General features: G+C 56.6%; 12 protein-coding genes. 6 read left to right on the forward strand and 6 right to left on the reverse strand.

Annotated elements, in window-relative coordinates:
• Window positions 1–6: 6 nt before the first annotated feature.
• Window positions 7–396 carry a VOC family protein gene (locus GOV91_RS03660; RefSeq protein WP_171179743.1) on the forward strand — a complete coding sequence of 130 codons (390 nt, stop codon included), beginning with the start codon at window positions 7–9 and terminating at the stop codon, window positions 394–396.
• Between the two features lie 130 nt (window positions 397–526).
• On the opposite strand, the gene GOV91_RS03665 is transcribed toward GOV91_RS03660, so the two are convergent.
• The 3 genes from GOV91_RS03665 to GOV91_RS03675 form a co-directional block, all read right to left on the reverse strand.
• Complete coding sequence (locus GOV91_RS03665; RefSeq protein WP_171234465.1) at window positions 527–2,881, reverse strand: TRAP transporter large permease subunit; 2,355 nt, start codon at window positions 2,879–2,881, stop codon at window positions 527–529.
• 17 nt (window positions 2,882–2,898) lie between these two features.
• Window positions 2,899–3,825: a TRAP transporter small permease subunit gene (locus GOV91_RS03670; protein ID WP_171179739.1), complete on the reverse strand. Its 927-nt coding sequence runs from the start codon at window positions 3,823–3,825 to the stop codon at window positions 2,899–2,901.
• A gap of 120 nt (window positions 3,826–3,945) precedes the next feature.
• Window positions 3,946–5,028 (reverse strand): TRAP transporter substrate-binding protein, encoded by a 1,083-nt coding sequence (locus tag GOV91_RS03675; protein WP_171179737.1) that lies wholly within the window; start codon window positions 5,026–5,028, stop codon window positions 3,946–3,948.
• A 246-nt stretch (window positions 5,029–5,274) separates the two neighbouring features.
• Between GOV91_RS03675 and GOV91_RS03680 the strand changes: the two genes are divergently transcribed.
• Window positions 5,275–6,708, forward strand: coding sequence for a cache domain-containing protein (locus GOV91_RS03680; RefSeq protein ID WP_171234466.1), 1,434 nt, complete (start codon window positions 5,275–5,277; stop codon window positions 6,706–6,708).
• A complete protein-coding gene (locus GOV91_RS03685) occupies window positions 6,705–7,352 on the forward strand; it encodes a response regulator transcription factor (RefSeq protein WP_171234467.1) in 648 nt (215 codons plus the stop codon). The genes GOV91_RS03680 and GOV91_RS03685 overlap by 4 nt, the downstream gene beginning before the upstream one ends.
• A gap of 86 nt (window positions 7,353–7,438) precedes the next feature.
• Here the strand turns inward: GOV91_RS03685 and GOV91_RS03690 are convergent, their stop codons facing one another.
• Entirely contained in the window at window positions 7,439–7,822 is a 384-nt protein-coding gene (locus tag GOV91_RS03690; protein WP_171234468.1) for a VOC family protein, read from the reverse strand.
• A 47-nt stretch (window positions 7,823–7,869) separates the two neighbouring features.
• Window positions 7,870–8,715, reverse strand: coding sequence for a hypothetical protein (locus GOV91_RS03695; protein WP_171234469.1), 846 nt, complete (start codon window positions 8,713–8,715; stop codon window positions 7,870–7,872).
• Between the two features lie 422 nt (window positions 8,716–9,137).
• On the opposite strand from GOV91_RS03695, the gene GOV91_RS03700 reads away from it, so the two are divergent.
• From GOV91_RS03700 to GOV91_RS03710, 3 genes are all read left to right on the forward strand, one after another.
• Window positions 9,138–10,889 (forward strand): acetolactate synthase 3 large subunit, encoded by a 1,752-nt coding sequence (locus GOV91_RS03700; RefSeq protein WP_171234470.1) that lies wholly within the window; start codon window positions 9,138–9,140, stop codon window positions 10,887–10,889.
• A gap of 69 nt (window positions 10,890–10,958) precedes the next feature.
• A complete protein-coding gene (ilvN, locus tag GOV91_RS03705; RefSeq protein ID WP_171179724.1) occupies window positions 10,959–11,519 on the forward strand; it encodes an acetolactate synthase small subunit in 561 nt (186 codons plus the stop codon).
• A 316-nt stretch (window positions 11,520–11,835) separates the two neighbouring features.
• On the forward strand, window positions 11,836–12,555 hold the full coding sequence (locus GOV91_RS03710) for a helix-turn-helix domain-containing protein (protein ID WP_171234471.1): 720 nt from the start codon (window positions 11,836–11,838) through the stop codon (window positions 12,553–12,555).
• A gap of 20 nt (window positions 12,556–12,575) precedes the next feature.
• On the opposite strand, the gene GOV91_RS03715 is transcribed toward GOV91_RS03710, so the two are convergent.
• The gene (locus GOV91_RS03715; protein ID WP_171234472.1) at window positions 12,576–13,349 is read right to left on the reverse strand and encodes a DUF2189 domain-containing protein; all 774 of its coding nucleotides are present in this window, start codon (window positions 13,347–13,349) and stop codon (window positions 12,576–12,578) included.
• Between the last annotated feature and the right edge of the window lie 24 nt (window positions 13,350–13,373).

Here is a 13,373-nt window from a genome sequence, read left to right on the forward strand (position 1 = left end):
CACACCATGAAGCAGTCCCTGCATGCGGTTGCCCTTGTGGTGCCCGACTATGATACCGCGATCTCATTCTACACCAAAACGCTCAAGTTCCAGCTCCTGCAAGACCTCGCGCTCGGCGACGGCAAACGCTGGGTACTGGTCGCCCCGCCCGGATCGACAGGCAGCGCCCTTCTTCTTGCAAAAGCCGACGGCCCCGACCAAAAAGCCGCTATTGGCAACCAAACCGGCGGTCGTGTGGGTTTCTTCCTGCAAACCGATGATTTCGACCGCGATCATGCTGACATGCTGGCGCAAGGTGTCACATTCGAAGAGGCCCCACGTTCCGAACCCTATGGCCAGGTTGCCGTCTGGCGCGATCCCTTCGACAATCGGTGGGACCTGATCCAGTTCAGCTGATCCGCAGCTTCATCTGGCCCAAAATACCTCGGGGATGAATTGGCCGCAGGCCAAGAAGGGGCTGGCCCCTTCTCCGGTACAAACAAGAAAAGGGGGCCATTAGGCCCCCTTTGCATTTTGGTAACCGGGATCAATTCGGGATCAGGTCCGGGACGATCGTGACGATCGAGGGGAAGAACCACAAGATCGCAATGCCGACCACCTGGATCAACACAAACGGTATGATCCCGCGATAGATATGACCCGTCGTGACCTCTTTTGGCGCGACCCCCCTCAGGTAGAACAACGCAAAGCCAAAGGGCGGCGTCAGGAACGAGGTCTGCAGGTTCACAGCCACCATGATCGTCACCCATTTCGGATCGAAAGATCCACCATAAATCACCGGCCCCACAATGGGGATCACGATGTAGATGATCTCGAGGAAATCCAGTACAAAACCCAGAATGAACAGCACCAGCATCACGATCAGGAAGACCGTGAACTCGTTGTCAAAGCTCTTCAGGAACTGCTGGATATAGTGCTCACCTCCAAACGAGATCACCACAAGGTTCAGTAACTGTGATCCGATCAGAATGGTGAAGACCATCGAGGTTACTTTGGCTGTCTCGCGAACAACAGGCGTCAGAACACCGCTCGAAAACAGCACCCAACAGCCGTAAATCAAGCCGAACAGGGCAAAAAGGTAAGCGCCGTAAGCGACGATAAACGCAACCCAAGTTTCAAATGAAACACTGCCCTGCGAAATGCGCAGATCAAAGTTAACCCCCATCAGCAAGGCAATGATCACGGCAAAGGTTGCCCAGATGATCACCTTGCCCGACCGGCCCTGATCCTGAAGTTTGCGATACGCCGCCAGCATGATCGCACCACCCGCGCCCAGCGCAGCCGCCGGTGTCGGGTTGGTCACGCCCCCCAAGATCGACCCCAGCACCGCGATGATCAGAACCAACGGAGGAAACACAACGCGGATCAGATCGTTGGTGGCGCATCGTGCGGCAGCTTCCTTGCAGCCGTAGATGGCGAGTGCAAATGGCAAAGCCAGCAGAAGGAAAGTGGCCCCCGAAGAGGTTGTCGGCGAAATCAAAAGGATATCGACCAAAGCCATAAGCAACAGGCCAATTGCCCCCAGGATCAGCGGCTGCGGTGAACGCGAAGGCGCGATCCCGCGGCCCAGAACCAGTGTCAGCCCCAAAAGAACAATGGTCACTGCCACGCCCGTTCCAATCGGGGCCGCTGCGGCGATCTTCTCTTGCTGTGCGGCCGCCAGTTCCTCTTCACTCAGGCGTTGAGCATCCGCAACACCTCCTGCGGCATCGATTGCTTCCTGCTCGACAACAGCCTGATCCCAGGCTGACTGACCGTGCAGCTCGATCATCGAGGCTTTGCATTCTTCTGACACGTTCGTGCGCAGCGAGGCACTCTGTCCAACGTCCGAGAAGGCTGAGACCGCAATGTTCTGACTTCCAATCACGCCGACATTGCCCAGAAGAACTGCCCCGACAATCAGAGCAGCCGGAGCGCCCAGCAGCCAGGTCAGTCCCTCGGACCGGGTGATTGTCTCGCCTGACCCGCCTGAAATTTCCACCGCCGGTGCTTTGTGCGGGTTCAGTAACGCATAGCCAAAGGCATAAAGCGCATAGAGCAAGGCCAGCATGATCCCCGGCAACAAGGCCGCTTGGAAGAGCGTCCCGACAGAAACAACAGCAGGCTCGCCCAGGAAGGTCAAAGCATCAGTACACCCCGCCTCAATTGCGCGCGTTTCCTGTGCGGTCGAATACAAGTCCCCGGCCAGAGTACCCAGCAAAACAATTACAATCGACGGTGGGATGATCTGCCCCAGCGTACCCGATGCAGCGATGACACCGGTTGCCAGTTCGGGCGCATAGTTGTTTCGCAGCATGGTCGGCAGTGCCAAAAGGCCCATGGTCACAACCGTCGCGCCCACAATCCCGGTCGACGCGGCAAGGAAAGCACCCACAACCACGATCGATACGGCCAGACCGCCCGGCAGCGGGCCAAAGACACGCGCCATCGTGGTCAGCAGGTCGTTGGCAATCTTTGAGCGTTCCAGCGTAATACCCATTAGAACGAACATCAGCACGGCCAACAGCGTCTCGATGGACTGACCCGCCAGAACGCGTTCGTTCATTCGGTTCACGATGAAGGAGACGTTGCGATCCAGCGCCGTTTCCCAGCCTTGCACAAAGACCGGTTCGGCGATCCTTGGCAAATCAGGGTATCGGAACACGGATATCGTGTCGGGTTTCACCCCCGAGTTCACGATATCCCGATAGGCTTGCGAGCCCGTGTCTATCGCCTGGTGGATCAACAGACCCGCACTGTCGAGCGCAGCGATGATCCCGAAAGAAATGACCCCGGCCCCACCGATGGCAAAAGCCACCGGAAACCCGGAAAGAATGCCTCCGAAGAGGCAGAAGAATACGATAATGAGGCCTATCTCGACGCCATCAAGTCCGAATAGCATTGTCTGGTTCTCCGTCCTTAATGCGCGCCTTCATAGGCTTCTTCACCCTCACCAAGGCTGTCCTTGTCGAGGTATTTTCCGGTGCTTTCCGGCCCTTCCACATACTCAAGATACGACCGGTACAGGAATGCGATGGCATGCAGGAACACCATGGCCGCAAAGGCAACCAGAAGGATCTTGAACAGGAAGTATGCGTTAAAGCCATTGGGGCTGAACCCGATGGTCTCCACATTCCAGCGCAGCGCGCGGGACTTGGCCACCAGACGATCCAGCGTGTCACTGGCCGAAGGTTTCGGCACGATCAGGTGCCGCCACATGAAGTACCAACCATACATCCAGGTCAGCACAGCCATGGGCATCATGAACAACACCGCGCCTAACATATCAACCACGCGCTTGGCGCGGTGGCTGATGCCGGCGTAGATCAGGTCAACGCGCACATGCCCGCCCTGCACAAATGTGTAGGTACAGCACAGACAAACCACCATGGCATTGTAAAGTTTCAGTTCTTCCGCAAACCAGCTGATGTCCATCTGGAACGGGATCCCCAAGCCGAACGACATATCAGGGCGCGTAAACACCCGCTGCATGAAGACAATCACGATCTGCTGGATCACCATCAGCAGACCTGCCCACGCAAAGAAACGGCCGGTGGTGTTTGCAAACCCCTCCAGCCCGCGCACGATGGCCCACATAAAGTTCCGGTAGTAGAGCCCGATCGCGGTCAGAACCAGAAAGAAGGTGAAAACCACGAAGAAGAACTCGACCGAGCCTCCGTAGTAGACAAAGCGCATGATCGCCTCTTTGTCGGACCAGTTCAGCCAGAGCTGCGGATGCGTGATAGCGTATCCGAAATTATAGAAGGCTTCGGCAATGTTCTGAATGAACCAGATCAGTCCATTCCACAGGGCGCCGAAAAACGAAATACCGTTGTCGTCCTGCATGTTGTCCCCGGGTCTCGTCAGTTGCATTGCTGATTATAGCGGCATGATGGGTCCGCGCATATGCAACAGGAAAGGCTTCCCCGCTGATGCGGGGAAACCGTTTGCTCATTTGGCTCGAATTTAGCCGCGAACGCGGTCGCGCTGAGCGGTGTAGGCACCCGACGACAGGTTGATCCAAGCAGACGAAGCCGCCATAGACGCCATTGCGCTGTCGTGGATTTTCTTAAACAGCTCGTCGCCCATGTTCTCGTCCAGAACCTCTTGCGACGCCTGGCCAAATGCATCCCAAACGCTGTCCGGGAACTCCATGACCTTCACGCCGCCCGACTGCAGACGCTGCAGGGCTGCACCGTTATTGGCCAGGAACTGCGCCAGATTCCACTGGTGCGCTTCGGCCGCTGCGATCTCGATGATCTTCTGCTGTGCAGGTGTCAGTTCGTCAAAGACGTCACGGTTTGTGGCCAGCGACAGACCCGCGCCTGGCTCATGGAAGCCCGCAGTATAGTAGGTCTTGGTGATTTCCTGGAAGCCTGCTTTTTCGTCAGCCCAGGGACCGATCCACTCGGTTCCGTCAATCGCACCCGAAGACAGCGCCTGATACACTTCCGAACCCGGAATGTTCTGAACCGACGCGCCCAGCTTACCCAGCGCCTGGCCACCCAGGCCCGGCATACGGAACTTCAGGCCCTGGAAATCTTCGGGGCTGTTGATCTCTTTCGAGTACCAGCCACCCGCCTGCGCGCCGGTGTTCCCGGCCAGGAAAGACTTGAGGCCAAAGATCGAACCCAGCTCGTCATGCAGCTCCATGCCGCCATCGTGGTAATACCAGTTCACCAGTTCCTGCGCGGTCATGCCGAACGGAACAGCAGTGAAGAAGGCATAGCCCGGGTGCTGACCCACAAAGTAATAGTCCGCCGCGTGGTACATATCGGCCTGACCGGACGACACCGCGTCAAAAACCTCAAACGCGCCAACCAGCTCACCAGCGGCCTTGATCTCAACATTCAGGCTTCCGTCCGACATCGCGTTGATGCTGTCGGCACAGCGCTGCGCGCTGTCAAACACGCCCGCCAGACCGCGACCCCACGAGGTCACCATGGTCAGGGTACGCTGGCCCTGAGCGTAGGCCGGTGCCGCCAGTGCGGTTGCTGCAGCTGCCGATCCGCCCAGCGCGGATTTTTTCAGAAATGAACGACGATCCATATGAGTGTTCCTCCCCTTCATAGTCATCATCCGGCACAGCCGGACCTGTCGCATTCAGTGCGCGTCAGACTAATGACAGAGTTTTGAATGGGAATACCTACTACTGCGTAGAAAGCCGGGTTTCTGACCATTTTTGGCGGGAAAACCTTGGATGAGTTCAAGTTCATCCGGGCTTTTGACGTCCTTTGGGTACGGAAATGTTCAATCTTTTTGCATTTTTGCTGCCACTTGCGTATCGATTCGACCATGCACAGACTTAGAAACCTGGTTTCGCTGACTTATGCGCAGAAATTGTCGTTGGTTGCGGCCATACCATTGGTCGTCGCTGTTGCGGCAATTGCCGTGTTGGTCGCCTATCAAGCGCGCGCCACCGCCGAGCGCGAGATCGAGGCCCTGGAACGCCGTCTGATCGAGGCCAAGAAGGAAGAGCTGCGCAACTACGTAACGCAGGCGCGCAACGGTTTTGCCTATATCTATGGTCGGGCTGAACCAAATGATGAAGTGGCCAAAAACCTCGTCACGCAGATCCTGTCGGCGATGATCTATGGTCAGGACGGATTCTTCTTTGTGTATGACTATGACGGCAACAACCTTGTGAGCCCCCGCCAGACGCAATTCATCAACCAGAACTGGGAAGGCCTGAAGGATAGCGAAGGCACGCCAATCGTCGACGAGTTCATTCGCCTCGCTCGCCAAGGGGCAGGATGGCACAGTTTCATGTGGCAGAAGCCCTCAACCGGGCAAGAAGCGCAGATGATCGCCTATGTTGTTGGCCTTCAGGACTGGCGCTGGGTCGTCGGGACCGGGGTGTTCATCGATGACATCGTGGCCACCGTTGCCAACGCACGGGCCGAAGTCGAAGCCCGTGTGCAGAGCACATTCATGTATATCGGCGCGATTGTACTGGCCGCTGTCCTCATCGTTTTTGCGTCGGGCATGTTGCTGAACATTCGCGAGCGCAGGTTGGCCGATGCTAAGCTGAAGGAACTGACCCAGCGTGTGTTTGACGCACAGGAAGAAGAACGGGGCCGGGTCGCACGTGAATTACATGACGGGATCAGCCAAATTCTTGTCGGCGTTCGATATGCTTTGGACAACGCGCGGCGGCGTCTGACTCGGGGTGATGACGAAGGTGCGCTCGCTCCGCTGGAAAAAGGGATCGACAACCTGGGGGCCGCCATTACCGAGGTGCGGCGCATCAGCCGTGACCTGCGTCCGGGCGTGTTGGACGATCTGGGCCTTGGTCCCGCGTTGAAGGCCCTGACCGACGATTTCCGAGACCGTACCGGGATCGAGACCGAATTCTCCACCGTGGTCTTCCGAAACCGGCTGGATCAGGACAGCAAGATCGCCCTTTATAGAATTGCGCAAGAAGCGTTGACCAATATCGAACGCCATTCGGGGGCCACTCATGTTACCATAGACCTGCGCGGACATAAGAAAGGTGCAACTATGCGGATCACCGACAATGGCCGTGGGTTGCGCACTGAGCCCGGAACAGCAACCACGGGCATCGGGCTGCGTAACATGCAGGAACGTATCGAACAGCTTGACGGGTCCTTGCGGATTCTGTCATCACGCGGTCCGCGTGGCGGAACGGTGATCGAAGCCAGCTTGCCGCTGAGCCACCTTCTGCCACCGCAGGAAGACGCAACTCCGAACCGAAAGGCTGGTACATGAGCTCTGACAGAACCCGGGTTCTTATCGTTGACGACCACCCGATGGTGGCCGAGGGCATCCAGTCGATTCTGGAAAGCTATGAAGATATCCAGGTCGTCGGCACGCTGGGCAGCGGTCAGGCGGCAGTGGATCAGGCCGTTGATCTGGCCCCTGATGTGATCTTGATGGATCTGAACATGCCTGGCCTGGGCGGTCTCAGCGCGACGGAAATCATCCTCGAACGTCTGCCCGAAACGCGCATCCTGATCCTGTCGATGCATGACAGTCCTGAATACATCACAACCGCGCTCAGCCACGGTGCCAAAGGCTATGTGCTCAAGGATGTACCTACGGAAGAGATCAGGCAGGCCATCGACGCTGTCATGCAGGGCAAGCAATATCTGTGCACCGGTGCCAGCGGATCCCTGAAACCCAAAGAGGATAGTGCGCGCGAGGCGCTCACCGGGCGCGAACAGACGATCCTATTGGAACTTGCCCAGGGCAAGTCCAACAAAGAGGTTGCCCAAAAGCTGGAGATTTCAGTGCGAACGGTCGAGACCCACCGGAAGAACATCAAGCGCAAGCTTGGCATTTCCTCGACAGCCGGTCTGACCCGCTATGCATTGGAACACGGCGTTCTGCAAGGCACTGGCGTCGGCTTTTGATCTGCATACTCCCGCAGCGCGGCACGCGCTGCCCTGCCCAACCAGAGAAGACGCGCCGCTGGCGTGTCGACGATGGGCGGGAGTGTTCACGCTCGAGGCCTAATGTCCTGACCAAAGAACACCAGTGTCCCGTCTTCATCCAGAACGTGAAACTCACGCTGCAAATAAGGCTGGTCAAACGGCGGTCGTACACGCCCCTTGGGCAAATCGGCTAACCCGGCGCGCCGGCTCTCATACAGGCCATCCACATCGTCCACATCAATGTAAAACGACTGGTCGTCGCCCAACGGCCTGCCATCCGGGCGCGGCGGGCATTCCAATAAGCGTATGGCCACCGGTCCCAGCGACAGAAAAGCATAGTTGTCTTGCCTGAACCCACATGTGAACCCCAATCGCTTGCAATAGAAATCGATCTGGTTCTGCAAGGACGAACACAGCACAAACGGGGTAAGCTGCAAAATCTCAGGCATCTGAATCTCCGAAAAGGAAGCACCTTCAGTTTACCGGTGGTGGTGTCTCAATCCAGTAATTGATCTTTGCGCAACCCAGCGCGTTCGTAATGGTGTGGCAGAACCCGTCCATACAGTTGCTCAGTACGTTCGATACCGCCGCACATGCCTTCGGCTTCGACAAATGAAAAGATACCGACATACCGGCGGCGCGACCCCGTCACCGGCGCCACCCGATGAAGCGAATACCGCCCCTTGAAAATCTGTAAATCACCGGGCTGAAGCTCTAACTGATGGACGCACGTCATATCCCCGTTCAAAACTGCGGCGACCTCAGCAAAGTTTTCGTCTTCCGTTGTGCGAAGATTTGGCGCGTACTCGAACACGCCCCCTTCCTCACCGTTCTGAATGGCCACTGTCACCGTGTAATTGTTCGTATCGAAATGCCATGGAAAGCCCTGCCCTTCCTCGACCACGTTAATGATCACATCGGCCAGCGGGTCATCATAACGGAAAAAACGCTCTGCAGGCTCATTCAGGGCATCACGAACGAACGGCAGAAAGGGTTCAAACTCATATATACTCCGCAAAGGCCCCGATTGCGGAAAATTATCCGCTGGAACAAAGGCATTCGAACGATCATAGAACTGTCGGATAGGATGACCGATGCCAAACCGCGGGTCGTCCTTGGTAAAATACGGGTTCGTACGGCTGAAAGAGCGATGCGCATTGGGCGCAACGGCTTCGGCCTCTTCAGTCAAAAGAGCGATGCCCTTTTCATGGACAAAACCCGGCAGAACCGCGCATCCATCTTGATCTAGTTCCCGCCTCAAATCTTCGATCAATCGAACATACGCGGGCGAATCCGGGCGATCGATCGGATACCGTCCAAGGTCCAAAAGGTCTTGCAGCATTCTCCGCCTCCTTCATGCGCGGCCACAGGGTCAGCGTGACGCAGTCAAATAGGCAGATCATGCCAGTTTCAGACATCGACCTGACGCTTTTGGACCCTCACATGCGTCTAAAAAACCAGTGAAATGAACATCGTTTTCCCGGAAATTCCCAACATGCGGCAATCTGCGCAATAAAATGTCGCAAATAACCGCCGCCAAGATAGAAAATTGGTGCAATTGCCTGTTGACGCCCCTTCCCCCCGACCATAATGTCCCTGCACGCAAAGAAGGAGCCTCTGGCGATGAAAGCGCTAGTCGTAATCGTAGGAAAAACGCGCATGGGCCGGTAACGGAAAACCATAATCGAACCCATGCGCCTCCGAAAAATCGGGGGCTTTTTTTTGGCAAAACGCAAGACACATGTCGCGAACGGAGCAAAGCAGATGACACGTGAGATGACCGGCGCAAAGATGGTGGTTCAGGCCCTCAAGGATCAGGGCGTGGACACGGTATTCGGATACCCCGGTGGCGCCGTCCTACCGATCTATGATGAGATCTTTCTGCAAAACGACATTCGCCACATTCTGGTGCGTCACGAACAAGGTGCAATCCATGCCGCCGAAGGCTATGCCCGGTCGACCGGCAAACCCGGCGTTGCGCTTGTAACGTCCGGCCCTGGCGCGACCAACGCTGTCACCGGCCTGACCGACGCATTGTTGGATTCGATCCCGCTGGTTGTTCTGACGGGTCAGGTTCCGACCTTCATGATCGGTTCAGACGCGTTTCAAGAGGCTGACACTGTTGGCATCACCCGCCCCTGCACCAAGCATAACTGGTTGGTTAAAGACACGGATTCGCTGGCGGAAACGATGCACGAGGCGTTCCATGTCGCCACCTCGGGCCGTCCCGGTCCTGTGTTGATCGATATCCCCAAAGACGTGCAATTTGCCTCGGGCGACTACACCAGCCCCAAACCTTCGACGTCGCATTACCAACCGGTTTTGAAAGGCGACCTGGAAGAGATCACGGAACTGGTTGCCGCCATGGAAACCGCTAAGAAACCGGTCTTTTATACCGGTGGCGGTGTCATCAACTCTGGCCCTGCAGCCAGCCAGTTGCTGCGTGAACTGGTGGACGCGACTGGTTTCCCGATCACCTCGACCCTGATGGGTCTGGGCGCTTACCCAGCCTCGGGCGAGAACTGGCTTGGAATGTTGGGCATGCATGGTCTCTACGAGGCCAATTTGGCGATGCATGACTGCGATCTGATGATCAATATCGGCGCACGTTTCGACGACCGGATCACCGGCCGCATCGATGCGTTTTCGCCGAACTCGAAAAAGGCGCATATCGACATCGATCCGTCCTCGATCAACAAGGTAATCCGTGTGGACATACCCATTGTCGGTGACGTGGCGCATGTACTGGAAGACATTCTGAAGATCTGGAAATCACGCGGTCGCAAGACGGATGCCGCGAATGTCAAACAGTGGCAAAACCAGATCGCGGAATGGCGCAAGATCAACTGCCTTGCATATGCCAACAGCGAAAAATCCATCAAACCGCAATACGCGCTGCAACGCCTTGAAGAGCTGACCAAAAAGCACGATCGCTACATCACCACCGAAGTGGGCCAGCACCAGATGTGGGCCGCCCAGTACCTTGGGTTCGAAGACCCCAACCGCTGGATGACCTCGGGTGGCCTGGGCACGATGGGCTATGGCTTCCCCGCCTCTATCGGCGTGCAGATGGCACACCCAGATGCGCTGGTCATCAACGTGGCTGGTGAGGCGTCTTGGCTGATGAACATGCAGGAAATGGGCACCGCCACGCAATACCGTCTGCCGGTGAAGCAGTTCATCCTGAACAACGAACGTTTGGGCATGGTCCGCCAGTGGCAGGAGCTTCTGCATGGCGAGCGCTATTCACACAGCTGGTCCGAGGCCCTGCCCGATTTCGTTAAACTCGCCGAAGCGTTCGGAGCAAAGGGCATCCTGTGTTCCGATCCTGCCGATCTGGACGACGCGATCATAGAGATGATCACCTATGACGGTCCGGTGATCTTCGACTGTCTGGTTGAAAAGCACGAAAACTGCTTCCCAATGATCCCGTCGGGCAAGGCCCATAACGAGATGCTTCTGGGCGAAGCAGAAACGCAGGGCGTGATCGATTCCAAAGGTTCGGTTCTGGTTTAACAAAATTCGACGGATTTGGTCGGGCGCCTTGCCGCGCCCGATATCTCAAGGATGATGAAAGGGACATAAATGTCTGCCCTACATATCAAAAAAGGTGCCACCCGCCATTCGGCCTATAACCTACGACCCACCTTTTCGGACGTGCAGGAACGTCACACGATAGCGGTGTTGGTCGAGAACGAACCCGGCGTTCTGGCGCGTGTGATCGGATTGTTCTCGGGGCGCGGTTACAACATCGAAAGCCTGACCGTGGCCGAAGTTGATCACACAGGCCACCTCAGCCGCATCACCATCGTCACCACCGGGACCCCCCAGGTTATTGAGCAGATCAAGGCGCAGCTGGGCCGAATTGTAACCGTGCACGACGTGCATGACCTTACTGTCGAAGGCCCTTCGGTCGAGCGCGAACTGGCCATCATCAAGGTCGTGGGTGAGGGCGACAAGCGGGTCGAGGCCCTGCGGCTGGCCGATATTTTCCGCGCCAATGTGGTCGACAGCACTCTGAATTCGTTCATCTTCGAAATCACCGGTGCACCGGACAAGATCGATGCCTTTGCGGACCTTATGCGTCCATTGGGTCTGGTCGAGATCGCCCGTACAGGTGTCGCAGCCTTGCTGCGCGGCGACTAAAATCTGTTCCCCGCCCGCTGACGTTTTAGCGTCTTTCCGGGCGGGGGCACACCTTTGGTTGGTCAGGCAGCACGCTCTCAACCTACACGAGCCTTTTGCGCCATAATTGCCATAGGGTTTGTTTTTCCAGATAAAGATCAGTCTTTTTCGTATAAAGCCTATTGCCATTGAGCTTTGCAGCGCTAGCGTCGAAGCTGCAACGCGGCGTGGGGATACGTTGCTTGGGGTTATTCTGTACGATTACTTTTTGTGCACCCGGTTTTTGCCTCGGTGTTCAATGGGTTTCATTCGAAGACACAGCAATACGTGGAAGGCCATGACTGACGATACCCGCAGCCCTGAAATGTTACGCGCGATGTTCAGCGAGAACCTGCGGCGTTTGGCGCAGCAGCATCGCTCGGTCTCAGCCCTGTGCCGCAAGCTCGGGGTGAACCGCACGCAGTTTAACAGATATCTTTCTGGCGAAAGCGTTCCTCGCCCGGATGTTCTGGATCGGATTTGTCGCTTTTTTGACGTAGATGCCCGAATTCTTCTCCAGCCCTTGGACGAGATCGAGAAGTCAGAAAACCACCCGGCCACCAAAACTCTGACTGAGTTTCTGGGTTCGGGTGCAGAGGCGATCGGGAAGTCCGCCTTTTCACTTGGGTTTTATGCCGTCTTCGAAAGCCTTTCGGATACACACCGCATGACCTTGTTGCACGCACGGCCGCTGGCCCAGTGCACTTTGATACGGGGCTATGTATCACGCACTGCCATGCCAGATGCCACACCGCAAGACCGTGAAATCCAAGGGCTCGCCGCCTGTAGCGGCGATACCGTTTATATGCTGACATCCCAACGGGGCGGCCACAACAGCCGGGTCTACCTGATCTCACCCGATCAAAACGGAACTGCGGTTCATTGGCGCGGATCGGTGGTTAATTCCGCGGATACATCCAACCCGGAACCGGTTGTTCTCAAGTACCTGGGGCACGACTCTGCAGCTATTTTTGCCGCTGCGCGCCTGTCCACGAACAATCTTGCACAGCAGTTCTAACCTGCTGCAGTTGTGGGTGTCTACGCAGCATCGACCTGGGTAATCTGCCGATAAAGATGCCAGCTGGCGTGGCCAAGCACTGGCAAAACGATCAACAACCCCAAAAACCAGGGCACCATCGCGATGAATGTCAAAATCGCGACCAAGGCCCCCCAGCCAAGCATCACAAACAGATTTTCTTTCACGTAAGAAAAACTTGTGATCATGGCGGTCACGAAATCCAGCTCGCGGTCCAGCAGCAATGGGATCGAAAGAACGGTAATCATGTACAAAACGGTGGCAAAGACCGCCCCCACGACCGTACCCACGGCCAGCATGGTCAGGCCGTTCAACGTCAGGAACACCTCTGTCGACGTTGATATGTTCGTCATCGTGGCCAGGCCCAGAAACAGGGCAAAGATCATGTGCCCGAGAAAGAACCAAAACAGGAAGACGACTACGATGATTGCACAGATCGAAGGCAACTGCCTGCGGCTTTGCTGCAGTACCACGCCAAAGATCGCACCAAAATCCAAGGGCTCACCCTGCTCAAGCCGGTGCGAGACTTCATAAAGCCCGACCGCTGCGAAAGGTCCGATCAGCGGAAACCCGATGGCCGCCAGTACCAGCCAAAAGGTTGTTCCGGTCTGCACAGTCACCCACGCCATGGCCCAGCCCGCCAGCACGTAAAAGCCAGCAAAGATCAGCCCGAATAGCGGTGCGCGGCGAAAATCAGTCCACGCGCGCTGCAATGCCGTGCGCAGCATGGCGGTATCCACCGGTCGCATTTCCGGCACACCAAAAGGCTTATCCATGTTGTCTCCTCCTCCCGATCCGGC

The organism is Ruegeria sp. HKCCA6837, from assembly GCF_013034475.1.
Lineage (GTDB): Bacteria > Pseudomonadota > Alphaproteobacteria > Rhodobacterales > Rhodobacteraceae > Ruegeria.

Coding starts and splice junctions, on each gene's coding strand:
- GOV91_RS03660 (WP_171179743.1), top strand. CDS start 7: ATGAAGCAGTCCCTGCATGCGGTTGCCCTTGTGGTGCCCGACTATGAT.
- GOV91_RS03665 (WP_171234465.1), bottom strand. CDS start 2,881: ATGCTATTCGGACTTGATGGCGTCGAGATAGGCCTCATTATCGTATTC.
- GOV91_RS03670 (WP_171179739.1), bottom strand. CDS start 3,825: ATGCAGGACGACAACGGTATTTCGTTTTTCGGCGCCCTGTGGAATGGA.
- GOV91_RS03675 (WP_171179737.1), bottom strand. CDS start 5,028: ATGGATCGTCGTTCATTTCTGAAAAAATCCGCGCTGGGCGGATCGGCA.
- GOV91_RS03680 (WP_171234466.1), top strand. CDS start 5,275: ATGCACAGACTTAGAAACCTGGTTTCGCTGACTTATGCGCAGAAATTG.
- GOV91_RS03685 (WP_171234467.1), top strand. CDS start 6,705: ATGAGCTCTGACAGAACCCGGGTTCTTATCGTTGACGACCACCCGATG.
- GOV91_RS03690 (WP_171234468.1), bottom strand. CDS start 7,822: ATGCCTGAGATTTTGCAGCTTACCCCGTTTGTGCTGTGTTCGTCCTTG.
- GOV91_RS03695 (WP_171234469.1), bottom strand. CDS start 8,715: ATGCTGCAAGACCTTTTGGACCTTGGACGGTATCCGATCGATCGCCCG.
- GOV91_RS03700 (WP_171234470.1), top strand. CDS start 9,138: ATGACACGTGAGATGACCGGCGCAAAGATGGTGGTTCAGGCCCTCAAG.
- ilvN (WP_171179724.1), top strand. CDS start 10,959: ATGTCTGCCCTACATATCAAAAAAGGTGCCACCCGCCATTCGGCCTAT.
- GOV91_RS03710 (WP_171234471.1), top strand. CDS start 11,836: ATGACTGACGATACCCGCAGCCCTGAAATGTTACGCGCGATGTTCAGC.
- GOV91_RS03715 (WP_171234472.1), bottom strand. CDS start 13,349: ATGGATAAGCCTTTTGGTGTGCCGGAAATGCGACCGGTGGATACCGCC.